Annotated in this window: 19 protein-coding genes, 1 pseudogene and 1 riboswitch; of the genes and pseudogenes, 9 read left to right on the forward strand and 11 right to left on the reverse strand. The window is 38.5% G+C overall.

What is annotated here, in order from left to right:
- Window positions 1–29: 29 nt before the first annotated feature.
- From metH to murQ, 4 genes are all read right to left on the reverse strand, one after another.
- Window positions 30–3,746, reverse strand: a complete 3,717-nt coding sequence (metH, locus tag OQZ33_RS12795) for a methionine synthase (RefSeq protein ID WP_265799412.1) — start codon at window positions 3,744–3,746, stop codon at window positions 30–32.
- A gap of 135 nt (window positions 3,747–3,881) precedes the next feature.
- Window positions 3,882–3,985: riboswitch (SAM riboswitch) on the reverse strand.
- Between the two features lie 289 nt (window positions 3,986–4,274).
- Complete coding sequence (locus OQZ33_RS12800) at window positions 4,275–5,018, reverse strand: Bax inhibitor-1/YccA family protein (RefSeq protein ID WP_265799413.1); 744 nt, start codon at window positions 5,016–5,018, stop codon at window positions 4,275–4,277.
- Window positions 5,019–5,057: 39 nt separating this feature from the next.
- Window positions 5,058–5,624 (reverse strand): hypothetical protein, encoded by a 567-nt coding sequence (locus OQZ33_RS12805; protein ID WP_265799414.1) that lies wholly within the window; start codon window positions 5,622–5,624, stop codon window positions 5,058–5,060.
- A gap of 95 nt (window positions 5,625–5,719) precedes the next feature.
- Window positions 5,720–6,535: an N-acetylmuramic acid 6-phosphate etherase gene (gene murQ, locus OQZ33_RS12810; RefSeq protein WP_265799415.1), complete on the reverse strand. Its 816-nt coding sequence runs from the start codon at window positions 6,533–6,535 to the stop codon at window positions 5,720–5,722.
- 189 nt (window positions 6,536–6,724) lie between these two features.
- On the opposite strand from murQ, the gene OQZ33_RS12815 reads away from it, so the two are divergent.
- Entirely contained in the window at window positions 6,725–8,332 is a 1,608-nt protein-coding gene (locus OQZ33_RS12815; RefSeq protein ID WP_265799416.1) for a S41 family peptidase, read from the forward strand.
- Here the strand turns inward: OQZ33_RS12815 and OQZ33_RS12820 are convergent, their stop codons facing one another.
- Window positions 8,333–8,887 (reverse strand): GNAT family N-acetyltransferase, encoded by a 555-nt coding sequence (locus OQZ33_RS12820; protein WP_265799417.1) that lies wholly within the window; start codon window positions 8,885–8,887, stop codon window positions 8,333–8,335.
- Window positions 8,888–8,972: 85 nt separating this feature from the next.
- Between OQZ33_RS12820 and OQZ33_RS12825 the strand changes: the two genes are divergently transcribed.
- On the forward strand, window positions 8,973–9,284 hold the full coding sequence (locus OQZ33_RS12825; protein ID WP_265799418.1) for a DUF4286 family protein: 312 nt from the start codon (window positions 8,973–8,975) through the stop codon (window positions 9,282–9,284).
- 95 nt (window positions 9,285–9,379) lie between these two features.
- Here OQZ33_RS12825 and OQZ33_RS12830 read toward each other — a convergent pair whose 3' ends face one another.
- Complete coding sequence (locus OQZ33_RS12830) at window positions 9,380–9,706, reverse strand: nucleotide pyrophosphohydrolase (protein WP_265799419.1); 327 nt, start codon at window positions 9,704–9,706, stop codon at window positions 9,380–9,382.
- 84 nt (window positions 9,707–9,790) lie between these two features.
- Window positions 9,791–10,243 (reverse strand): D-aminoacyl-tRNA deacylase, encoded by a 453-nt coding sequence (gene dtd, locus OQZ33_RS12835; protein WP_265799420.1) that lies wholly within the window; start codon window positions 10,241–10,243, stop codon window positions 9,791–9,793.
- 30 nt (window positions 10,244–10,273) lie between these two features.
- On the opposite strand from dtd, the gene OQZ33_RS12840 reads away from it, so the two are divergent.
- The 3 genes from OQZ33_RS12840 to OQZ33_RS12850 are packed head-to-tail and all read left to right on the forward strand — an operon-like array spanning window position 10,274 to window position 14,130.
- On the forward strand, window positions 10,274–11,299 hold the full coding sequence (locus OQZ33_RS12840) for a hypothetical protein (protein ID WP_265799421.1): 1,026 nt from the start codon (window positions 10,274–10,276) through the stop codon (window positions 11,297–11,299).
- Window positions 11,265–13,709 (forward strand): hypothetical protein, encoded by a 2,445-nt coding sequence (locus tag OQZ33_RS12845; protein ID WP_265799422.1) that lies wholly within the window; start codon window positions 11,265–11,267, stop codon window positions 13,707–13,709. Before OQZ33_RS12840 ends, OQZ33_RS12845 begins: the two co-directional genes overlap by 35 nt.
- A gap of 37 nt (window positions 13,710–13,746) precedes the next feature.
- Entirely contained in the window at window positions 13,747–14,130 is a 384-nt protein-coding gene (locus tag OQZ33_RS12850; protein WP_265799423.1) for a hypothetical protein, read from the forward strand.
- A gap of 93 nt (window positions 14,131–14,223) precedes the next feature.
- On the opposite strand, the gene OQZ33_RS12855 is transcribed toward OQZ33_RS12850, so the two are convergent.
- Window positions 14,224–15,270, reverse strand: coding sequence for a 3-oxoacyl-ACP synthase III family protein (locus OQZ33_RS12855; RefSeq protein WP_265799424.1), 1,047 nt, complete (start codon window positions 15,268–15,270; stop codon window positions 14,224–14,226).
- A 133-nt stretch (window positions 15,271–15,403) separates the two neighbouring features.
- On the opposite strand from OQZ33_RS12855, the gene OQZ33_RS12860 reads away from it, so the two are divergent.
- A complete protein-coding gene (locus OQZ33_RS12860; protein WP_010599054.1) occupies window positions 15,404–15,685 on the forward strand; it encodes an ATP-dependent Clp protease adaptor ClpS in 282 nt (93 codons plus the stop codon).
- A 90-nt stretch (window positions 15,686–15,775) separates the two neighbouring features.
- Window positions 15,776–16,273 (forward strand): annotated as a pseudogene (fic, locus tag OQZ33_RS12865) (protein adenylyltransferase Fic); the annotation flags it as partial.
- On the opposite strand, the gene OQZ33_RS12870 reads toward fic, so the two are convergent.
- The 3 genes from OQZ33_RS12870 to OQZ33_RS12880 all read right to left on the reverse strand — a co-directional run bounded on the left by OQZ33_RS12870 (window position 16,270) and on the right by OQZ33_RS12880 (window position 18,993).
- Window positions 16,270–16,875 carry a thioredoxin family protein gene (locus OQZ33_RS12870; protein ID WP_265799425.1) on the reverse strand — a complete coding sequence of 202 codons (606 nt, stop codon included), beginning with the start codon at window positions 16,873–16,875 and terminating at the stop codon, window positions 16,270–16,272. The pseudogene fic and the gene OQZ33_RS12870 sit on opposite strands and share 4 nt — an antisense overlap.
- 101 nt (window positions 16,876–16,976) lie before the next feature.
- A complete protein-coding gene (locus OQZ33_RS12875; RefSeq protein WP_265799426.1) occupies window positions 16,977–17,342 on the reverse strand; it encodes a hypothetical protein in 366 nt (121 codons plus the stop codon).
- 67 nt (window positions 17,343–17,409) lie between these two features.
- Window positions 17,410–18,993, reverse strand: a complete 1,584-nt coding sequence (locus OQZ33_RS12880) for a peptide chain release factor 3 (RefSeq protein ID WP_265799427.1) — start codon at window positions 18,991–18,993, stop codon at window positions 17,410–17,412.
- 917 nt (window positions 18,994–19,910) lie between these two features.
- Here OQZ33_RS12880 and OQZ33_RS24225 point away from each other — a divergent pair.
- Complete coding sequence (locus OQZ33_RS24225; RefSeq protein ID WP_322975055.1) at window positions 19,911–22,181, forward strand: helix-turn-helix domain-containing protein; 2,271 nt, start codon at window positions 19,911–19,913, stop codon at window positions 22,179–22,181.
- Window positions 22,182–22,410: 229 nt separating this feature from the next.
- A complete protein-coding gene (locus tag OQZ33_RS12900; RefSeq protein WP_265799428.1) occupies window positions 22,411–23,016 on the forward strand; it encodes a SprT-like domain-containing protein in 606 nt (201 codons plus the stop codon).
- Window positions 23,017–23,019 lie beyond the last annotated feature (3 nt).

The following is a 23,019-nucleotide window of genomic DNA, read 5'->3' on the forward strand; positions in this document are numbered from 1 at the left end:
TGTAACATTTAACTCATAACTGGCAACTGCTAGTACGCCAAATTAGGCGAGAGCCATTTCTCCGCTTCTTCTATAGTCATACCTTTTCTGATTGCGTAATCTTCCACCTGATCTTTTGTGATTTTTCCCAAGCCGAAATATCTTGATTCGGGATGGGCAAAGTAAAAACCACTTACCGCAGCTGTTGGATACATGGCGTAACTTTCTGTTAAGTGTAAGCCTATTTTGTTTTCCGCATCAAGCAAGCTAAACAAAGTTCCTTTTTCCGTGTGCTCCGGACAAGCTGGATAACCCGGTGCCGGGCGAATACCGGCATATTCTTCCTTGATCAATTCCTGATTGCTTAAATTTTCGTCCTTTGCATAACCCCAGTATTCTTTACGAACCCGCTCGTGCATGCGTTCGGCAAAAGCTTCAGCCAGACGATCCGCTAATGCTTTGGCCATGATGCTATTATAATCATCATGATTGGCCTCAAATTCTGCTACCAACTCATCAATCCCTATTCCTGCAGTTAGAGCGAAACACCCAAAATAATCTTGAATACCGGATTCTTTAGGAGCAATGAAATCTGACAAAGCATAATACGGCTGTCCATCAACCTTTTCGGCCTGTTGGCGGAGGGTATGGATAGTAACCAGTCTTGAGTCTTCAGTCTTAAGTCCAGAGTCGACATTCAGACTTCTGACTGCAGACTTCAGACTTTCGACTTCTAAATGAATATCGTCTCCAACGGCGTTTGCTGGCCAAAATCCAATTACCGCTCTAGCAGTTAACAATTTTTCGTCTAATATCCGTTTCAATAATGCCTGCGCATCATCAAAAAGTTTTTTTGCTTCACTCCCTACATTTCTATCATCAAATATTTTCGGGTAGCTTCCGCGAAGTTCCCAGGTATGAAAAAAAGGAGTCCAATCGATATATGGAACTAATTCATTCAAAGGATAATGATCAAAAACTCTGGTTCCGGTAAATTCAGGAACTGGTAAATTTTGATCGAAATCTATCTTAAATTTATTTTTCCGTGCCTCTTCAATGGTTTTGAAACGCTTGTCAGAACGCTTGTTCAAATGCGCTTCCCTGGCTTTTTCATACTCTGCTTTTATGCCTGCAACGTAGTCGGCTTTTGTTTCAGGATTCATCAGCGTACTGCAAACGGTAACACTTCGCGATGCATCTAAAACATGGATAGCCGGACCAGAATAATTCGGGGCAACTTTTACAGCAGCATGAATCCTTGACGTGGTCGCTCCACCTATAATTAATGGAATGGTAAAGCCTTCTCGTTCCATTTCTTTGGCAAAGTGGACCATTTCATCAAGTGATGGCGTAATTAAGCCACTTAAGCCAATAATATCAGCATTTATTTCTCTAGCTTTTTTGATGATCTCCTGAGCAGGAACCATCACGCCCATATCTACAATTTCAAAGTTATTACAAGCCAAAACTACCCCCACAATGTTCTTCCCGATGTCGTGAACATCACCTTTAACAGTAGCCATCAATACCTTACCTGCCGAGGAATTCTGATCCTGATCTGGATTATCTAATTTCTCCTGCTCGATAAACGGAAGCAAATAAGCCACGGCTTTTTTCATCACCCTAGCCGACTTTACCACCTGAGGCAAAAACATCTTTCCAGCACCAAATAAATCACCAACAATGTTCATTCCGTCCATCAAGGGTCCTTCAATTACTTTTATTGGGCGGGCATATTTTTGACGAGCCTCTTCAACATCATCGTCAAGATACTCTACAATTCCTTTTACCAGGGAGTGAGAAAGGCGTTCTTCAACGGATCCTTTCCTCCATTCTTCATCTTTTACAATTTCTTTCCCTTTTGATTTTACCGTATCAGCATATTCAACCAATCGCTCCGTAGCATCATCCCGTCGGTTCAAAAGTACATCTTCTACCCTTTCCAAAAGCTCGGGTGGAATTTCCTGATACACCTCAAGCATACCTGCATTTACAATCCCCATATCTAACCCGGCCTGAATGGCATGGTAAAGAAATGCAGAGTGCATCGCTTCGCGAACAACATTATTTCCTCTAAATGAAAAGGAAATATTTGATACACCCCCACTTACTTTTGCATGTGGTAGGTTTTCTTTGATCCAACGGGTCGCATTAATAAAATCGACCGCGTAGTTATTATGTTCTTCTAAACCTGTGGCTACGGTAAGGATATTCGGATCGAAAATAATGTCTTCTGGAGGAAAACCGATTTCATGTACCAGAATATCGTAGCTTCGTTTACAAATCTCTTTTCTACGCTCGTAGTTATCGGCCTGGCCTTGTTCATCAAAAGCCATTACAACAACGGCAGCGCCATATTGCATAATTTTGCGGGCGCTTTCACGGAATTTATCTTCGCCTTCTTTAAGTGAAATAGAATTAACGATACCTTTCCCTTGCAAACATTTCAATCCATTTTCTATCACCGACCACTTAGAGGAATCGACCATGATAGGCAATTTGGCGATATCCGGTTCGGAGGCAATCAGATTCAAAAACTTCGTCATCGCAGCTTCAGAATCGAGCATGCCCTCATCCATGTTCACATCAATAATCTGCGCTCCACCTTCTACCTGTTGTAGGGCCACAGCTAAGGCCGCTTCGTAGTCGCCACCTAAAATTAACTTCGAGAATTTTGGAGATCCGGTGATGTTTGTCCTTTCGCCAACGTTTACAAAAATACTCTCTGGCGTTATCGTTACAGGCTCCAATCCACTCAATCGCATAAAAGGCTCAATGGTTGGCAATTTCCGTGGCGAAGCTTTTTTAGCATTCTTTGCAATGCAGCCAATATGATCAGGAGTGGTGCCGCAACAGCCACCCACAATATTTACAAATCCAGATGTAATAAAATCGTCGACCAGATGAGCCGTTTCGTGCGGTTGTTCATCATAAGCACCAAACTCATTCGGGAGGCCGGCATTTGGGTAAGCAGAAACATAACATCCCGCTTTTGTAGCCAGTTCTTCGATGTGCGGACGCATTTCTTTAGCCCCTAAAGCGCAGTTAAAACCAATACTCAAAGGTTTTGCATGCATCACCGAATTTAAGAAAGCTTCTGCTGTTTGACCGGAAAGCGTTCTTCCAGAAGCGTCGGTAATGGTTCCCGAAATCATAATTTCGAGCTTACGACCGATTACTTCCTCATATTTTTTGATGGCCACAATGGCCACTTTTGCGTTTAGTGTATCGAAGATGGTTTCGATGAGAAGCACATCAGAACCTCCATCTACCAAACCGCGAACCTGTTCATAATATGCCGCTTCAAGTTCGTCAAAATAAACCGCCCTAAAACCTGGGTCGTTTACATTTGGTGACATAGAAAGGGTTCTGTTGGTTGGCCCGATTGCGCCTGCAACAAAACATTTCCGATCAGGATTAGCAGCCATAAATTCAGTAGCAGCCTCTTTTGCCACCTTCGCACCTTCAAAGCTTAACTCATAAGAAAGATCTTCCATCTGGTAATCAGCCATAGAAATTCTTTGTGTACTGAAGGTATTGGTTTCAATAATATCCGCACCAGCGGCTAAATATTCAAGATGTATGGCTTTAATAATATCAGGCCGAGTGATGTTGAGCAAATCGTTATTGCCTTTTACATCACATGGATGATTTTTAAAACGTTCCCCTCTAAAATCCTCTTCAGTTAAAGTATAACGTTGAATCATGGTACCCATCGCACCATCAATTACCAAAATACGTTTTTCTAATTCTTCTCTTATGCTCATTCTGTAGTTAGATGTGAGATTGGAGATGTGAGCTATGAGAAATTCAGTCTTGCGTACCAAGTCTCAAATCTCACATCTATAATCTAAAATCTCAAAAAGCTTATTTAAAAAGTTGGTACGAGAATCGTAATCCTAAACTTATCTGTTTCTGCCAGTGGCAGAATAGAATTTAGCACCTTGTAGGTTACAGGTTGCTAAGACTTCGTTGGGTCTAATCCCTCCGTCTTTCTTAATAAGCGTACAAAAATGCAACAAAGCAACATCAATTCCAAAAATTATCGCTCCGCTACCAAATAAAATTACAAAGGCCATGCAAATTTGCACAGCCTTAAGAATATTGTTTTGTATGAGGGCTTTAAACAACCTCTCTTTTTATAAATCTTTTGTTGTAGTAGGTAATCAAATATCCCATCCAAAATGCACTAGGCAAACAACTAAAAAATACATGATCTGTAATATAAGTTACAGTAATTGCCTCAATTATGCCGCCAACTAAAATGAAAAACATGATTACCAAAAACTTGCTCATTATTTTCTACTTCCGAAAATACGTAGCAAGAAAAGGAAGATATTAATAAAATCAAGGTATAGCGATAAAGCTGCCATTATAGCTAATTTCTTTGTATCAGCAGATGGAATTGATTCTCCGCTTTCTTCAATTCCCATTCCAATTCTTTTAATTTTTTGAACATCGTATGCAGTAAGTGCTGTAAAAACAGCTATACCAACAAATGCCATAATTAAGCTAAACTGTTCGCTTTTGATAAACATGTTTGCAATACTGGCTATAAATAAACCGGCAACACCAACCATTAAAATTGGGCCAAACTTACTCAAATCTATATTTGTTGTATAGCCCATTACAGCCATTATACCAAAAATACCTGCGGCGGCAGCAAAACAAGTTATAATCGATGTGCCAGTGTAAATTAAGAGAATGAAACTCAAACTTACGCCCAGCAGCACAGAAAACAGCACAAACACACCTAACAAGGCGCCATAAGATAGTCTCGAAAAGCCAGCTCCCATTACTAAAACTAGCCCAAGTGGCGCAAACATGGCCACATAACCTAACGCAGTTCTTCTTCCAGTTTCAAAGTCTATTAAAGATCTTAATGCCGACTCCGTGTTTGAAATATAAAAAGCAGATAGAGTTGATAAAGCCAACGCTACAAACATCCACAGGAATACGTTTGCAAAAAACTTTTTCGATACAGAGTTTTCCTGTACAAAGACACTATCGGTTTGATAATTATAATTTTGTTGTTCCATTTTAATTTTGCGTATTTAAATAATTTTAAAAATAACAATTTAGTTTAATCTTTTTGTCAGCAGTTCTTCAACTTTTTTAAAGAACTGTAGCGGTTTAAGTGTACGCCAAGGCAGATTATCAAAAGCTCCTCCGAAATTGATATAGTAATCTATATTATTGTCTTTAAATTCGGAAATAACGTGTTCTTGAAAATTTACACCAACAATCCATCCATCTTCCACTTCCTGAAACCACTCTTCATAATAGCTATCATCAGATGCGTGAAAATTTAAAACGTTCTCTCCAATAAGAATAAATTTGGCAATGCCTTCGTCCATCATCAATTCTAAAATATCACGCTTAAGTAACATGATATCATTATTGATCGCATCATTCCATTCGCCGATAAATTCGATAATGGCATAACTGCGATCATAATCGGCATACAAAACCTTCATGTAAAGGGTGTTCGATCCAAATTCGTCCCACTGCGGATGCAGCAAGAAATTATAAATCTGTTTGTCGAAATAAATTTCCGAATACTCGGTATTGTAAAATGGCGAGCGCTCATCTTCTGCCGAAACATAATCATCTCTCCACTGGTAATAAGGCTCGATTTCGTGCATTTTAATATCTAATTTTTTTGAGTGAGTGAACTTTGAATGACTGAATCTAGCGGCGATGCTACCTCTATCATTCACTCATTATATCATTCATTCATTTACTGTGGTTGTCGTTGTCCCGCCTCCACCGCTTTACGTACGCTTCCATATTTTGTAAGTAAATCTGCCGCTTCATCATAGCCTATGTTTAATTCATCGGCCACCATCTGCGTTCCGCGATCAACTAATTTGTTATTGGTTAACTGCATATCTACCATTTTGTTTCCAACTACACGTCCTAATTGAACCATCACGGTGGTACTCAACATGTTTAAAACCAATTTCTGTGCAGTACCAGATTTCATTCGTGTAGAACCAGTGATAAATTCCGGGCCAACAACAACCTCAACCGGAAAATCAGATTCAGCAGCGATTGGTCCACCAGTATTACAAACAATACAACCGGTTAAAACACCGTGTTTACGAGCAGTATTTAAACCACCAACTACATAAGGTGTGGTTCCAGATGCGGCTAAACCCACTAAACAATCTTTTTCATTGATGTCGAATTCTTCCAAATCTTTCCAGGCTTGTTCGGCATCGTCTTCCGCAAATTCTACCGCCCTTCTAATCGCCGTATCGCCACCGGCAATAATTCCAACAACCCAATCGAAAGGAACCCCATAAGTTGGTGGGCATTCAGAGGCATCAACTACACCTAAACGACCGCTTGTACCTGCGCCAATATAAAATAAGCGGCCGCCTTTTTTCATTCTTTCGGCAACTGCCGAAGTTAGTTTTTCTATCTGAGGCAAAGATTTTTCGACTGCAAAAGCAACCGTCTTATCTTCGTTATTAATGCCCTGCAAAACCTCCAATACCGACATCTTGTCGATGTTATCATAATTAGATTCCTGCTCGGTAACTCTGTTCATAAATTTAATTTTGATAAAATTCGGTAAATTCTTTTTAAAAAGTGGCGTAAAAACTTAAAAATATATCTTCCAGTCGCTGTAAGAAGAATTACATCCGTTAATTTATGTTAAATATTAGAAACAAAAGACACGAAAATGTAGTTAAAAAACATAGTAACCCGCTAAATTTCATAAATTTGCAAAACGCCAATGAAAAAAAATACCCGAAACAACCTACTGATTGCAATAAGCTATTCTGTAATTTTAATAGTAGGTATGATTTTGGGGATAAAATTCATAAAAGACCAGGGTTTTGGCGTTCAGCGAAGTCCGCAGTTGGCTGTAAATAGTGACGGCAAACTTGAAGAGATTCTGCACATTATCAATAAAAACTACGTTGATGAAATCAATACGGATTCTTTACAGAATCTTCCTATAGATAGCGTTCTACATCAACTAGATCCTCATAGTGTTTATTTGCCTCCTACCGATGCGCAAGATATGACCAACAGTTTGGAAGGCAACTTTGAAGGTGTTGGCATTGAGTATTATATGCTCAATGATACGATGATGGTTACTGGAGTAGTCAAAGACGGGCCTGCCTACCAGGCCGGAATAAAACTGGGAGATAAAATTTTGAGTATTGATACCGCAGTTGTAAGCGGGCGAAACTTACCAAAAGAGCAGTTAACCGGACGCTTTCGAGGTAAAGCCGGAAGCGGCGTTAGCGTTGTTTTAATGCATAATGGAACACAGGTGCAAAGTAGGTTAATGGTTACCCGTGGCAAGGTAAACATTAGTAGCATTGATGCTTCTTATATGATTGGTCCTGAAACTGGATATGTAAGAATTAGTAAGTTCGGAGCAAATACCGATAATGATTTCGCTAGTGCTGCTAATAGTTTAAAAGCCAAAGGCATGAAGAAGCTCATTCTGGATCTCCGCGATAATGGTGGAGGGTATTTTTCTGCTGCTACGGGTCTAGCTGATCAGTTTTTACCAGAAAATAAACTTATTGTTTACACTCAGGGTAAACACGAACCTCGTACCGATTATTTTTCAACAGGGACCGGTGCATTTCAAAATGGCAAATTAGCAGTATTGATTAACGAGAATACTGCATCTGCAAGTGAGATTGTTGCAGGTGCTATTCAAGATTTAGGTAGAGGGGTGATTATAGGCAGGCGATCTTTTGGCAAAGGGTTGGTTCAAGAACAGTTTTCTTTTGGTGATGGATCTGCTTTAAACTTAACCATTGCTCGATATTATACCCCATCGGGACGAAGCATTCAGAAATCGTACAAAAAAGGTTATGATGCTTACAAACATGAGTTGGATGAGAGAATGATGGATGGAGAACTGACCGGAGATCGCACATCTTTTCAGGACTCGATAGAAAAAGCAGAAGGTGTAGCCATACAAAATGTAAAAAGACAAAAGCCTAGTGGAGGCATACAGCCAGATGTTTTTGTTAAACTGGATACCGTTGGTTACAATAAATTTTATGCAACACTGGTAAGCAAAAAGATTCTATCAGATTATGTTTTTAATGTATTAACAAACAAATATAACGCTGGCTTTGTAGAGCAAAACATTAATTCTTTCGCGTTAGGAGATAATGATTTCAAAGATTTCATAGGTTATATTCAACGCAAAAACGTACAGATCGATCGTTTTCAACTGTACAATGCCAAGCCTGTAATTTTGAGTGATTTGAAAGCATTGTTATGCCGTTATTACCTTGGCGATGTGGGCTACTACCGGTCAATAAATCAGACCGATAACGCGGTAAAGCAAGCCTTGATAAACCTTCAATAATTATCTCCAGTCCCAAACCACCACATTCCACTCGGTGCTCATTTGATCTGTGTAGGTATCAATCGTTTTGAAGCCAATACGCTCATGCGCTTTCATTGAGCGTAAATTTATAGTGGCAATTTCAGTTATTGCGAATTCAAATTTATCTTCGAAAAAATTCTTATAAGCCTGATAGCATTGATCAAATAAGCCTTTCCCACGGTAATCTTTATCAACACAAACCTGGCCCACAACAATATATTGATACTCAGCCACCGATTTTCCATGATATTGAATGTGATCGAAACTCTCGTACATTTCTACTAATCGGGGAATATCGTTTTTCGATTGCTCCGTCATCCCTAGTACATAAGCGATTACCCTTTCACCATCCTTAGCAATGATGTTCGGTTCATGCTGATGCATTTTTTCCAAATCATCAAGCGTGTGCGATACCGTTACGAAACCCTGCTGTTCAATTTCTTCTGGAGATAAATCTGCTCTTAGATTCTTTTTTTGAAGCGTAATAATACCTTCTAAATCCCGTACTGTTTGTGATGTTGAAATTTCAATCATGAGTATGCTCTAAACTAATCGCCGAATATAAGAAATTCAGTTTTTCATCCATCTTTTACTTCGGCACATTTATTATCTTTGCGACATGCTTTTATATAACGTTACCCTAATTTTAGATGATGCTGCAGCTGAAGAATGGTTGCAATGGATGCAGGAAACCCATATTCCAGAAGTGATGGCTACAGGAATGTTTGTATCCAATCGCTTATTAAAGGTGCTTGATTCGCCAAATGAAGGCGTAACTTATTGCGCACAATATGTTGCCGAAACTTTAGAAAATTACAACGAATACCAAAGCACATTTGCTCCAGAGCTACAAGAGAGATTAAACAGCAAGTTTAAAAACCGCTTTGTGGCCTACAGAACTTTAATGGAGTTTGTGCCACCAACCTCCTAAAGATGGCTTTTGAAAGACTAAGCCGATTTCGACACATAAAAACAAATGTTAGTAGCGCTTATTTAAGTCATGACTCTTGACTAAAGACTTAAGACTTATTTTAGCTTCTCGTTGTTATTATGTCTGTCTGCATCGCGAATGGTTTTCTTTTCGAGATTTTTCTGAAAGGCGTCGGTTAAGTCAATACCTGTTTGATTGGCCAAACAGATCAGCACGAACATCACATCGGCCATTTCATCGGCAAGGTTTACCGCTTCATCACTCTTTTTAAATGACTGCTCACCGTATCTCCGAGCCATAATCCGAGCTACCTCCCCCACTTCTTCCATTAAAATAGCAGTATTGGTTAACTCGTTAAAATACCTGATACCTGTAGTTTTGATCCACTGATCTACTGTTTCCTGTGCTTCATTAATGGTCATCGTGTTAGCTTTTATATTTCGCTGATTACTTCTTTAAACTAAAATCTCCTCTAAAAGATTGCAGTGACGAGGAATATAGGTTTTTTACTCTTTATTCTTCGTATCAATTAAAATTGTAGTTGGCCCATCATTTACCAAAGCAATTTTCATATCGGCTCCAAAAATCCCTGTCTGCACTTTCCTGCCCATTAAAGTCGACAACTTTTCGATCATTTTTTCGTAAAGCGGAATAGCGGTGTCTGGCCTTGCGGCTCGGGTGAAACCTGGGCGGTTACCTTTTTTTGTAGATGCAAATAAGGTAAACTGGCTAATCAACAAAATATCTCCATTAACATCAGCCAACGCTTTATTCATTAAGCCATTTTCATCACCAAACACCCGCATATTAACAATTTTCTGAGCAAGCCAATCCAAATCATCGGCTGTATCGGCATCTTCAATACCTAAAAGCACCAAAAATCCGGTTTTAATCTCGCCCGTAATTGTGCCATCAACTGTGCAACTTGCTTGTGTAACTCTTTGTAAAACTGCTCGCATTTTATCTTACTTTTGATCAATAAAATTGATATGCGCAAGATAAGTATTTTAGTGATTTCTATATTTTTCTTATTCGGTTGTAAGCAAAAGTCAATCGTTCACCCCACTTTTTATTTTTGGCGAACAAACTATAAAAACAAAAAAGTTGAAACTGATTACCTCGAGAAATTTAAGTCAAAATCACTTTACGTTCGCATTATGGATGTAGATTTTAATCCCGACTTTCAACAGGATGTTCCTATTTCTCCTATAAAGTTCTCCGATCCGCTTCCAAAAACAATCGGCATCATTCCTGTGGTTTTTCTTGTTAACCATATTTTTAAGGACATAGATTCGAGCAGAATAAAATCGCTAGCCACTAGAATTGCAGTATTCGTTGATGCCAAAGTTAAGCAGGCCGGAAAGACGGATTATTCTGAACTTCAAATAGACTGCGATTGGACTAAAACCACTAGAGACAAGTATTTCAATTTTCTAAATCAACTGCAAGCTCAGCCGCTTTTGAAGAACAAAACAATTTCCGTCACCTTAAGATTACATCAGGTAAAAAACAAGTCGACCAGTGGTATTCCCCCGGTAAAAAAGGCCATGCTGATGTGTTACAACATGGGGAATCTGCGTAAGTATGGCGAGCAAAATTCCATTCTTGATCAAAGAGAAATGGATATCTACTTAAAAGATTACCTCCGCAATTACCCATTAAATCTTGATGTTGCCTTACCAATTTTTGAGTGGGCAGTCGTATTCAGGAATAAAGAATATGCTGGAATTTCTAAACGAATTACCAAAGATCAAATTAATGACAAAAACCTATTTAAGCAAAAAGGCCATTCCATTTTATACGATCTCTTAATCGATAATCCAGCGGCGGGCTTAAAACGCGGTGACGTGATTAGGTGGGAAGAAATCTCAGCCGGAGATTTATTTACAACATCTAATTTTTTATCCCGATATTTAAAACCTGAAGAGCGAAATCTCGTTTTTTATCATCTCGATACCGACCTTTTAAAACATTTTACAGATGAAGACTTTCAAAAAGTTATCGCTAATTTTTAGCGTTTTTCTTGTTACTTTCTTTGGCGAAATCGCGGTAAATATCGCGTGTGGCGGCGAAATTGACCCCTACGATTATTATATTTCCTATTTCCACAACAATGTTGAGGGTGATGAGTATACGCCTTTTGCTTATAACCAAATGGCCTATTTGAACAACGAGGAAGATGTAGAAAGCGAATCGCAAATTAATAGCCGAGAATGGGCGAAATATTTAGATGTTAAGGAACAGGATGTTCATGAGATTATGTACAATGTAGATAGTGCAACAAGTCACCAGCTTGCACATTTCGACGGAAAGCTTTCAGATTTGGCAGATAGTTTGCAAAACAACACTTTCGTACAAGGATTGAGTAAAAACAAATCCGCCTTGAAATATTATACTTTCGCTAAAAGCTGTGAGCCCCATGCTAATATTAACTTCGATCTTTGGGATCCGATACCTCGAGATAGCACACAAATGGATGTGCTTGCGAAAGAAGCCCTCAAATCAACAGAATTGGAGAAAGATGATTTCTTAAAATTGCGTTATGCTTATCAGGCAGAGCGGATGTTTCATTATGCAGGCCTGCATACCGATAGCAAAAGCGTTTACGAAAAATTTATCAAAACTAATAAAACCAATAGTGCTGTTAAAGGATGGGCTTTGGCACTTTATGCCGGTTCTATTCGCCGATTGGGAAATCCAGCAGAATCTGCATTTTTATTTTCAAAAGTATTTGCAACCAACCCGGAAAGGAGAGTGCAGGCTTATAAGAATTATTATTACAACAGCGCTCCTATAGACGGGGCCTTGAAATACGCTAAAACCAATAGTGAAAAAGCCAACATTTGGGCAATTAACGGCTTTGGAAATCCAGATTTCAATATTGAAAGTTTATATAAAGTATATCAATACGAACCTAAAAGTGAGCTTAACGGGGCGCTATTGGTTAGAGAAGTTAACAAACTGGAGCAGGCATTGATTGAGGCGAATGATATTGCAAAAATATCCTATAGCTATTATTTCTCTCAGAGTAACCCGCGACGAAGGGATAGTGTTAAAAATTTGAACTTAAAACAGCTAAACCTGGTTAGAGATTTTGCCGTTAAATTAGCAACCGAAAAGAAATATCCGCAGCCAGAATTGGTTACTTTAACAGCTGCTTATTTATCGTGGATGGAAAATAAAGATGCAGTTGCCACCAATTACTTAAGTACACTGAATCCTGAAAAACTTCCTGAAAAATTGCGTGATCAATACCGAATTACTGATTTATTGATTAAAGCTAAAAATATTAAGAAAGGAAATCCATTTAACGAAAATGAACTATTGCCGACACTAAAATGGCTAGACGAAAAAAGATTTGCCGAAAATAAATCGCATCCTGGAGATAAATATTATGATTGGGCAGATGCAGAAAGCAAACATTTTAGCAGAACCACAAGAAGTTTCTATCAGCAGCTATTAGCACCTGCATATTTAAAATTAGGCGATACAGCCAAAGCTGCCCTGGCAATGGTTAAAGGGGATTTGGAATACAAGATCGTAAAAGATAACTCGCTTTTCAAAAATATGAGCTATCAAACGACTGCTTTCTGGCAACAATTTTTAAGTCCGAAAAGTATGCAAGATTTGCTAAATTATAAAAAGAAAGCAGTTGGAAACGATGTAACGGCTTTGCTTTCGAAGGCTTTAAATCAACTTAAGAATGATGATTTCTATGAGCTATTTGGAACCACTTATTTGAGAACGCATCAGTATGAAAAAGCGGTTCAAATGTTTGCAAGGGTATCGCTGGATTATAATTATTTCAATCCCGAAAACTGGTATGCTGATGATGCCCGTTCGAAGCTTTATGCAAATCCATTTATTCAAACCATTAATGATTTCCCTAAAAAATATGTAGCGGCAAAAGCTTCTATTACGAAGAAAACTTTTGCGGCGGAAATGCTTCGGTTACAACGACTGATTGTTAGTGAACAGAAGAATGCTTCCCTGTATTATTACAAAATGGCGAACGCCGTTTATCAAACTGGCTATTACGGAAATAGCTGGTTTTTGATTAGCTACGATTGGTCGACTTATGACAATGCCAGCCCGGCAAAGTACGGTTATGATGTAGACTATAAAAAAGCTCAAACTGCCAAAAGCTGGTATTTGAAAGCTAGAGCGCTGAGTACAAATGCAGATTTTAAGGCAAAATGTACATTCATGCTCGCCAAATGTGCTCAAAAGCAGATCATTTTGAACGCCAAAATAAATTCATTTAGTTATTGGGATAAAGATGATGTGAAATATCAAAATTTCATCAATGCAAATTACAACAATCCGTATTTCAAAGAATTGAAATTGAAATACAGCAAAACGCCGTTTTATCAGGTGGCAGCTGGAGAATGTAGTTATTTAGGGGATTTTATAGCGAGGAATTAAAGGTTGAAAAGCTGTTAGACCTGGGACAAAAATTGAAATGGCACTGATAAAAGTATTTGGAGTTTCGTTGATCCTGCTCGGATTTTTTCTGGCTTATGGATTGATAGGTTCGTATCGCCCATTACTATTCGGAACAAAAACCGAAGCTACAATTGTTGCTGTTGAACGGGTGAACAATAAAAGGTTTACATATATATATTATCCCGTGTTTCAATTCAAACATAAGAACAAATTGGTTAAAGCGGTAGATAGAAGCCGTGATATTGAGGAAAATAGCATCGGAATAAAGGAATTTATATTTTATAACGAAAGGTATGGCATTAGTAGGGGGCTTGCATCAACCACTATAGTTTTTTCCTGCATTAGTGCTTGCTTCACCTTATTTGGCTTCGTTGCGCTATTTTATAAAGGAAGGATTTAAACTTCAAATAGATAATAAATTTTACTGTTCTAAACAAAATGACGTTGAGGACATTAATCTTAAGCTTCAATACCCTCAACCTTTTACCTCAAGTTACCACCTGATTAGCGCACTTGCCCAGGTAAAACCTGATCCAAATGCGGCAAGGCAAACTAAATCACCATCTTTAATTTTTCCGGCTTCCCAGGCTTCGCACAAAGCAATAGGGACAGATGCTGCTGTGGTATTTCCGTATTTTTGAATATTATTAAATACCTGATCATCGCTCAAGCCTAACAAGTTTTGTACGTATTGGCTGATCCGTAGATTTGCCTGATGTGGCACAAGCATATCAATGTCCTTTTCCGTTAAGTTGTTTGCAACCAGAGCTTCTTTAATCACTTCTGGAAATTTTACTACTGCTTTTTTGAAAACCGAAGGTCCATCCATGTAGGGCAGTGCGGCACCACTTTCTAAAATTTCAGGCGTCATAAACAATCCGCCTAATTCCTGATCAGGAAAAGCAGGTTTATCCTTCATCCATTTATTTGCATGAGAACCTGGATAATACATGGCTAAAATTTCTGCATCAGCGCCATCACTGTGTAAATGAGTGCTCAAAATCCCTTTACCTTTATCATCGGTAGGTTGTAAAATGACAGCACCTGCACCATCGCCAAAAATTACTGAAACATTACGACTGCGAGTTTCGAAATCCATAGCAAACGAATGTTTTTCGCTACCGACCACCAAAACATTTTTATACATACCGGTTTTCACAAACTGATCGGCAACCGAAAGTGCATAAACGAATCCTGAACATTGATTGCGAATATCCAGGGCACCGATTTCGCCCATCCCCATTTCGCGTTGTAGCAAAACACCACATCCCGGAAAATAATAATCAGGGCTTAAGGTAGCAAAAACAATAAAGTCGACATCTTTTGTGGTGATACCAGCACGCTCGATAGCAATTTTTGCTGCTTCAATTCCCATTGTGGTGGTAGTTTCTTCATTACGATCGGCGAAACGACGCTCCTTAATCCCGGTTCGTTCCTGAATCCACTCATCGTTGGTATCCATAAAACGACTTAAGTCGGTATTGGTATAAACATTTTTTGGAACGTAGTAACCTATTCCTGCTATTTTGGATTGATGCATGCTCATATATTTGATTAGGTAAATGTAATTATTTTATAAAGATATGAGATGAGGGAGAGATAGGAAACGCATATCCTCTGACTTGTCAAATCAAATCTCTCAAATCTTCTAATTATTGTTTATTTTTGCAACCATGTCTACAGAAACCAAAGAAGAGACCTTTACGCTCGAAGAAATTTTAACTTCCCTGAAAACTGTGCATCGCCTTATTTTGTGGAATGATGATGTAAATACTTTTGATCATGTGATTTACTGCATGATGAAGTATTTGGATTATAACGAATCTCAGGCGGAAAAAATTGCGTGGAAAGTACATAATGACGGAAAGTGCCCAGTTTTGGAAGGTTCTTTTACTGAAATGGAAGTTTACCGTAAAATTTTACAGCAAGAAGGATTAACGGTTTCAGTTGATTAGATTTTGGATAAAGTTTTTGTTCAAATAATGCATGAAAAGTATTGATAAAAAAAGTTTGGAGAATGCATTCCATTTATTCGAGCGTGGTATATCTATGAAATAGAAATTGGCACTACGAAAGCCTTACAAGATATACACCTCTATCTTTTTAAAGACTTGTTTGATTTTGCAGGCAAAATACGAACATTAAATATTTCTAAAGGTGGTTTTCGATTTGTTGCAGCTTTATATCTAAATGAGATTTTGGTAAAAGTAGAACAGATGCCAGAAAGCACTTTTGAAGAAATTGTAGCTAAATATGTAGAAATGAATATTGCACACCCTTTTATGGGAGGGAACGGGAGAACAATGCGAATCTGGCTTGATATGATCTTGAAAGAACGCCTAACGAGATTGGTTAATTGGCAGTTTATTGATAAGACATTGTATTTACAAGCGATGGAACGCAGTCCTATAAATGATTTAGAGTTAAAAACCCTACTTGCGGCTCACCTCACAGATGATGTAGATAATAGAGAAGTAATCTTCAAAGGAATTGAGCAATCATACTACTATGAAGGCTACGAAAAAGATAGTGAAGAAAATTAGTTATTTACTTCCAATCCTCTCAAAAGCACATTTAACTCTGCTTGTGTTGTTTGTGTTTTATCTTTAGCATACCAGCTGTGAAGTTTCTCTGCCAGAACAGGCATTTCAGTTGTTTCCTTTCTCCACTCTTTAAGCAATTCTTGCAAAACCTGTGGACGTGGTGCCCACGTTGCTAAAACTTGATCTGCATTTTCATTCAACACAATCAAAACCGGTATTGCTCTCCCTCCGTTAGTCAAATGCGCATCTATCAATGGAAGATTCTTATCACGAAGTACAAATCTTAAATCAACTTTGCCTAAAGACGCTGTGGCTATTTTATTAAAAATAGGAATAATTTGAGCCGCATCTCCGCACCAACCTTCTGTAATTACCAAAAATTTGTAGTTGGCTTTAAAATTATCGATAGCAGCAATTAATTCATCAGTCAAACTTGCGGTTTTATCAACTCGGTTCATACGTTGCACATTCATTTTTGTATAGTGCAAATCGTAAGTAACATCGCCGGTAGCCTTCCCTTCCAGCAAAAGCTGGTCTACCAGCGCACGGTACGTTTGATAATCCATTCCCTGCTCATTGAAAATTTCGCTATAGTTAACCATGATGTTTTTAATTGATGTGACAAAGAAAAGGAGAAAGTTGATAATTTAAATCATCGGTTTGCAATTTGATTGTTCTATAATTAATCAAATTATTAAACCTATTAAAACGCTGAAACTGCTGAAACAACTTTAGCTTTATGATCAAAAATCCTGACAATAGGTTTGATAGTCTTTTTAGATACATTTAAAATCTCCAGATGATTTCCAGCCGGAATAGATAGCGAAACGTTATCATTAACGATAACCTGATCCTGATTATTCCGTTGTTTAATGATCAAGGTATCTTTAGTTGGATTTTGTATATCCACATTAAATGCGCTTGTATCTGCCAAATTCACCGTTAATTTCTTTTTAGCTTCTAGAGGAATCATAAGTGTCCATGACTTTGGATCCGTTCTTAGCGTTGCGCAAGAAGATATTAACAGGATAGACAATAGATAAGTAACAGAAGCAAATTTGTTTTTCATATTTTTTAGTTTGTTATTTATCAGACGAAAATTTGTAAATTTTAGTTGCATGGACAAGCAAGAAAATTTAGCTCTTAAATTCGCTCGTTTTATGGAAATCGATATCCGGGTAATCTTGCTTCGTTAAATTAATCATATAGTCACTGTCTGATAGATAAACTGGGTTTGCCTCTTTATCAAAACCAATGTGCTGCTGTTTACGCTTCACAAATTCATCAAGCTTTTTCCTATCTGTTGAAGTTACCCAGCTCGAGCGTGTGTAACTTAATGTACGGAAACGACATTTAGCACCATATTCGTGTTCTAAACGGAAATTAATCACCTCGAACTGAAGTTCTCCTACTGCACCGATCACCTTTCTATTTCCGGGCTGCATCACAAATAATTGCGCAACCCCCTCATCAGTTAATTGTTCAATACCTTTCTCCAACTGTTTAGTACGCATCGGATCCATGTTTTCTACCTCTTTAAAAATAGATGGCGAGAAACTTGGAATACCTTTAAATTGCAACTTTTCGCCCTCAGTTAAAGTATCGCCAATTTTGAAGTTGCCACTATCATATAAACCAACCACATCACCTGGCCAGGCTTCTTCAACAATACTTTTCTCATTCGCCATAAAATCCATCGGGTTCGAAAACTTTAATTTCTTATCCTGACGGGTATGGTAATAAAATTTGTTACGTTCAAATTTCCCTGAACAAATCCGTAAAAACGCAATTCTATCACGGTGTTTTGGATCTAAGTTGGCATGGATTTTAAATACGAAACCACTAAAGTTTTTCTCCTCTACCAATACATCACGCTCTTCGGCTTCTCTATGGCGGGGACTTGGCGCAATATCAATGAATGTATCTAAAAGCTCCTTAATACCGAAGTTGTTAATGGCACTTCCAAAAAATACTGGCGCCACCAAACCCTCGGTATATAAATCTTTATCAATGTTTCCATAAATACCATCAACCAATTCAACATCATCTTTCAGGTTGTTAATTTCGTTTTCTTTTAGGTAGTTCAACAAAGAAGGATCATTCAAATCATTTGCCGCCACCACAGAATCGGTTACTTTGGTTTTATCAGAATTGAATAGGTTTAAATGTTTGTTATAAATGCTGTAAACACCTTTAAAGGTATGGCCCTGACCAATTGGCCACGAAAGCGGGCACAGGCTGATGTTTAGTTTTTCTTCAATTTCATCCAGCAAATCGTAGGCTTCTTTACCCTCGCGATCCATTTTATTGATAAATATAATTACCGGGGTGTTACGCATCCTACAAACCGACATCAGTTTTTCGGTTTGTTCCTCCACTCCTTTTACACAGTCTACCACCAAGATAACGCTATCCACAGCAGAAAGCGTTCGGTAAGTATCCTCAGCAAAATCTTTGTGACCAGGGGTATCCAAAATATTAATTCGCTTGCCGCTGTATTCGAAACCCATAACCGAAGTAGCTACCGAGATTCCACGTTGCTTCTCAATTTCCATAAAATCGGAAGTATTGCTTTGGTTCGCTTTATTCCGTTTTACCGCACCAGCTGTGTTAATGGCACCACCAAACAACAGAAATTTTTCTGTCAATGTGGTTTTGCCCGCATCGGGGTGACTAATAATGGCAAAGGTTTTACGTTTTTCTATTTCAGGGTTAAGCATAATAAATTTGGGGTAAAAATGGCGATGAAACCGGGTTAAAGAAATTTAACAGCGATAAGATTTGAATAATTTTGTTTCATCAGGCTGCAAAGATAAGAAAATTGGTTAACTGTTTGAACTGGTTAATGGTTTAATCTTTAATAGGGTTACCCGTTCAAATCTTAAATCACGTTTAGAAAAGCAACTGCAGTAGTTCATCGGTAAAAGCAGTCCCGCCATTCATTACAATCTCTTTTAACTTCTGTCATTCTGATGGTTAATTTATTTCACAAAAATCAATATGAATGACGCTAAGGGCGGTCGTCATTGCCTGCCTACGGCAAGCAGGCGAGGCACGAAGCAATCTCATTTAATAGCGCAATACCACCAATGATATTGTTCCAAAGGCACTCCTCTGGAGCTTCTCCCGATGAAAAATCGATTTCGAAATGACGGAAAAAATAATATCGTCAATGGTAAGAATCTGTTTCATCGCTTGCAGATGCTTCGTTCCTCAGCATGAACTGTATTTTCACGGTTAGTGCAATATTTAACCAGAGTAGGGTTTGCTATTTCAAAATTGTGCCAGTTTTGAAGTGTATGCTTTTAACCAAACGGCAAATTCTGTTAAATTTTAATATTAGCACCGTACAGCTCCCCTCCTTATTTTCCAGGAGAGGCAAGGAGTGGTTTTCTTCTCAAAAGCGGTAACCCCTTGTTAAATAAACCTAATGGCAGCGGGCATCCCGATTTTTTCGTCGGGATAAAGCAAACAACAGGACTACCATTCCCGATGAAAAACTGAACATTCATTTCCAGATATTTAACTTTGATTACCTAAATTATTAACTGAAAACTAAAAATCATACCTATTTTTGCACTAAAATTGTTAGCTTTAATCATCCCTCCAACTAGAGCAAACCAAAATCTTACTGCCGATGCCACAACTGGAAGAAACTTCTATGCCCGCAGAAATTGCTGCAAAGTTTGTCAATTACACCTCAAAACATGTTTTCTTAACTGGAAAAGCAGGAACAGGTAAAACTACTTTCCTGCGGAAATTGATTTCGCTTACGCACAAGAAGGCGCTGATTTGTGCCCCAACGGGTATTGCTGCAATTAATGCTGCCGGTGTAACCATTCACTCTTTATTTCAATTGCCTTTCGGAGCATTTTTTCCTGATGCGGCGGGTAATCTGATCAATCAAAACATCACTTTTAATTTTAATACGCCGCGAACCATTGTTAAGCACCTGAATATGCAGGGCAACAAAAAGCGTATGATTCAGGAGCTTGAATTGCTGGTGATTGATGAAGTGAGTATGCTAAGAGCCGACATGCTCGATGCGATTGACTTCTCGTTAAGGTATATAAGGAGAAATAGAAATGTGCCTTTTGGCGGTGTGCAGTTGCTATTTATTGGCGACTTACACCAGTTGCCCCCGGTAGTAAAAAACGATGAATGGCGGGTGATGGCTGGTTTCTACAAGAGCATTTATTTTTTTGATGCACTGGCTTTACAAAATAATCCGCCAGTATATATCGAGCTGGATAAAATTTACCGTCAGGATGATGCAGTGTTTATTGATTTGTTAAATAACCTGCGGAATAATAAGATTACGCCCGAAGATACCGCTTTACTGCGCCAGCATTTTAAACAAGATTTTAAGCCTGCGGCTGATGAGAACTATATCACTTTAACCACTCATAACAATAAGGCTGATACCATTAACCGTGAAAGGCTCACGCAGTTGAAAACAAAGTCGTATTTTTTTGATGCGAAAGTTACCGGCGAGTTCAATGAATACGCTTACCCTAATGAAAAAAATTTAGAGCTGAAAGTTGGCGCTCAGGTCATGTTTATCAAAAATGATATGACTGCCGAAAAGCGCTATTATAATGGAAAAATCGGGGTTGTGCACCACATTGAAAAGGATATTATCGAAATAGAACTTCCCGAAGAGCGCACAGTAATTGCCGTTTCGCCCTATACCTGGGAAAATGTAAAGTACAAACTCAACGAAGCTACAAATGAAATTGCAGAAAATGTGGCGGGCTCATTTGTCCAATATCCACTAAAATTAGCCTGGGCAATTACGGTTCATAAAAGCCAGGGTTTAACTTTTGATAAAGCGATTATCGATATCGGGGATGCCTTTGCCCCGGGTCAGGCTTACGTAGCGCTATCGCGTTTGCGCACGCTGAAAGGTTTGGTACTTACTTCGCATTTGCGAGAGAATGGTTTGCAGCAAGATCAGAACATTCACTATTTCTCTAGCACAAAACAACCTGCAGAGATCTTAACCCAACAAATAAGCGTTGAGAGTTACGGTTTTATCAGAAGTTATTTACTGGCTACATTCGACTTGAACCTGGTTCGATACTATATGAAAGAGCATGTGGAGACTTTCGATAAAAGCGAGGCAAAATCTACCAAACAGCGGTACGATGGCTGGACGATGGACTTGTACAAGGAATTTCAGAAAACTACTGCCACAGCTGATACATTTCTAAATCAACTGAAGGGCTTATTCGCCGAACAAACCGAGCATACCTTATTTAATGTTTCTAAAAGAGTTGAAGCTGCACTAAAATATTTCAATCCGCTTATTAAAGCTGTATCCGACAAACTGTTAGCACAAATTGAATCCATTAAGGAAGAGAAGGGAATCAAAACTTACTTAACCGAATTGCTTGAACTGGAAATTTTAGTTTATGAACAATTGAAAAAAATGCACAAAAGCAAAGCATTGCTCAATGCGATTATTAATGGAAAAGAATTTAGCAAAGCCGATACTGACAAACTGTTGAATCTGGCTGAACGAAATGAGCAATTGCAGAAGGCCATTCAACTTAAAGGCCAGGTTTTAAAAGTGAAATCGGCTGTTGAGAAGAAAAAGAAAGAGCCGAAAGTTGATACAAAATTAATCAGTTTTGAGCTTTACGAGCAAGGCAAAACATTGGAGGAAATTGCAAAAGAAAGAGGTTTTTCTGTTGGTACAATTGAGGGCCACCTGGCTTATTATGTGTCTACGCAGCAAATAGATGTGTCGAAGTTGGTTAAGCCTAACAAAATTAGAACTATTGCTGACGCGGTGGAGAGCCAGAAAACAAAATCGATGGCTACGATCAGAGATTTTTTAGGAAAAGATTATTCATTTGGGGAGATTAAACTGGTGTTGGCTTCTTTGTTTCCATCAGAGGAGTAGGTTTTTATTTAATCATAAAACGGTCGTCATTGCGAGGCACGAAGCAATCTTATTACTAGGGGTTTTATAGCGACCGCATTAGGATTGCTTCGTACCTTGCAACGACGAATTGGCAAATTAGTGTGTATTGAAAACTCGGTGCACTCTGTGGTTAATTACTTCGTTAACTCTGTGTAAATCTTTGTATCCTCTGTAGTTGAATGTTTGGCAATTTCTTACCTTAGCATTCGTGGAGAAAGTTGATTTGTTAGCGCAATATATGCCTGCCGAGGCGGCGCCGCTAATTGCAAAGTGGATAGATTATTTTCAATGCGAATTTAAAATCGCTAAAACCCGTTCTACAAAACTTGGCGATTACCGCCACCCTTACCGCGACAAAGGCCATCGCATTTCTGTAAATTTTAATTTAAATCATTATGCTTTCCTGGTTACCACGGTTCATGAATTTGCGCATTTACTCACCTGGAATGATTTCAAAAACAAAGTAAAACCTCATGGTTTGGAGTGGAAAAAAAACTTCCAAAGAATGATGGTTCCATTTTTTGACATGAATATTTTCCCTACTGATATTCATCAGGCTATTGACAACTACATGTCTAACCCTGCTGCGTCGAGCTGTTCAGATTTGCATTTATCAAGAGCTTTGAAAAAGTACGACCCTAACGCGGTAGAAACGCTGCATTTAGAACAACTCTCGGTCAACACAATCTTTAAAATAAAAGACGGTCGTCGGTTTACTAAAGGCGAACGCATTCGGAAACGCTATCGCTGTGTATGTTTAGATGATAAAAGAATCTATCTTTTTAATCCTTTGGCAGAAGTTTTTGTGGTTTAGTTG

This window comes from Pedobacter sp. MC2016-05 (assembly GCF_026239735.1).
Classification (GTDB): Bacteria; Bacteroidota; Bacteroidia; order Sphingobacteriales; family Sphingobacteriaceae; genus Pedobacter.

Excerpts from the sequence above, each read along its gene's own strand:
- metH (WP_265799412.1), bottom strand. The coding sequence starts at position 3,746 with ATGAGCATAAGAGAAGAATTAGAAAAACGTATTTTGGTAATTGATGGT.
- OQZ33_RS12800 (WP_265799413.1), bottom strand. The coding sequence starts at position 5,018 with ATGGAACAACAAAATTATAATTATCAAACCGATAGTGTCTTTGTACAG.
- OQZ33_RS12805 (WP_265799414.1), bottom strand. The coding sequence starts at position 5,624 with ATGCACGAAATCGAGCCTTATTACCAGTGGAGAGATGATTATGTTTCG.
- murQ (WP_265799415.1), bottom strand. The coding sequence starts at position 6,535 with ATGAACAGAGTTACCGAGCAGGAATCTAATTATGATAACATCGACAAG.
- OQZ33_RS12815 (WP_265799416.1), top strand. The coding sequence starts at position 6,725 with ATGAAAAAAAATACCCGAAACAACCTACTGATTGCAATAAGCTATTCT.
- OQZ33_RS12820 (WP_265799417.1), bottom strand. The coding sequence starts at position 8,887 with ATGATTGAAATTTCAACATCACAAACAGTACGGGATTTAGAAGGTATT.
- OQZ33_RS12825 (WP_265799418.1), top strand. The coding sequence starts at position 8,973 with ATGCTTTTATATAACGTTACCCTAATTTTAGATGATGCTGCAGCTGAA.
- OQZ33_RS12830 (WP_265799419.1), bottom strand. The coding sequence starts at position 9,706 with ATGACCATTAATGAAGCACAGGAAACAGTAGATCAGTGGATCAAAACT.
- dtd (WP_265799420.1), bottom strand. The coding sequence starts at position 10,243 with ATGCGAGCAGTTTTACAAAGAGTTACACAAGCAAGTTGCACAGTTGAT.
- OQZ33_RS12840 (WP_265799421.1), top strand. The coding sequence starts at position 10,274 with ATGCGCAAGATAAGTATTTTAGTGATTTCTATATTTTTCTTATTCGGT.
- OQZ33_RS12845 (WP_265799422.1), top strand. The coding sequence starts at position 11,265 with ATGAAGACTTTCAAAAAGTTATCGCTAATTTTTAGCGTTTTTCTTGTT.
- OQZ33_RS12850 (WP_265799423.1), top strand. The coding sequence starts at position 13,747 with ATGGCACTGATAAAAGTATTTGGAGTTTCGTTGATCCTGCTCGGATTT.
- OQZ33_RS12855 (WP_265799424.1), bottom strand. The coding sequence starts at position 15,270 with ATGCATCAATCCAAAATAGCAGGAATAGGTTACTACGTTCCAAAAAAT.
- OQZ33_RS12860 (WP_010599054.1), top strand. The coding sequence starts at position 15,404 with ATGTCTACAGAAACCAAAGAAGAGACCTTTACGCTCGAAGAAATTTTA.
- OQZ33_RS12870 (WP_265799425.1), bottom strand. The coding sequence starts at position 16,875 with ATGGTTAACTATAGCGAAATTTTCAATGAGCAGGGAATGGATTATCAA.
- OQZ33_RS12875 (WP_265799426.1), bottom strand. The coding sequence starts at position 17,342 with ATGAAAAACAAATTTGCTTCTGTTACTTATCTATTGTCTATCCTGTTA.
- OQZ33_RS12880 (WP_265799427.1), bottom strand. The coding sequence starts at position 18,993 with ATGCTTAACCCTGAAATAGAAAAACGTAAAACCTTTGCCATTATTAGT.
- OQZ33_RS24225 (WP_322975055.1), top strand. The coding sequence starts at position 19,911 with ATGCCACAACTGGAAGAAACTTCTATGCCCGCAGAAATTGCTGCAAAG.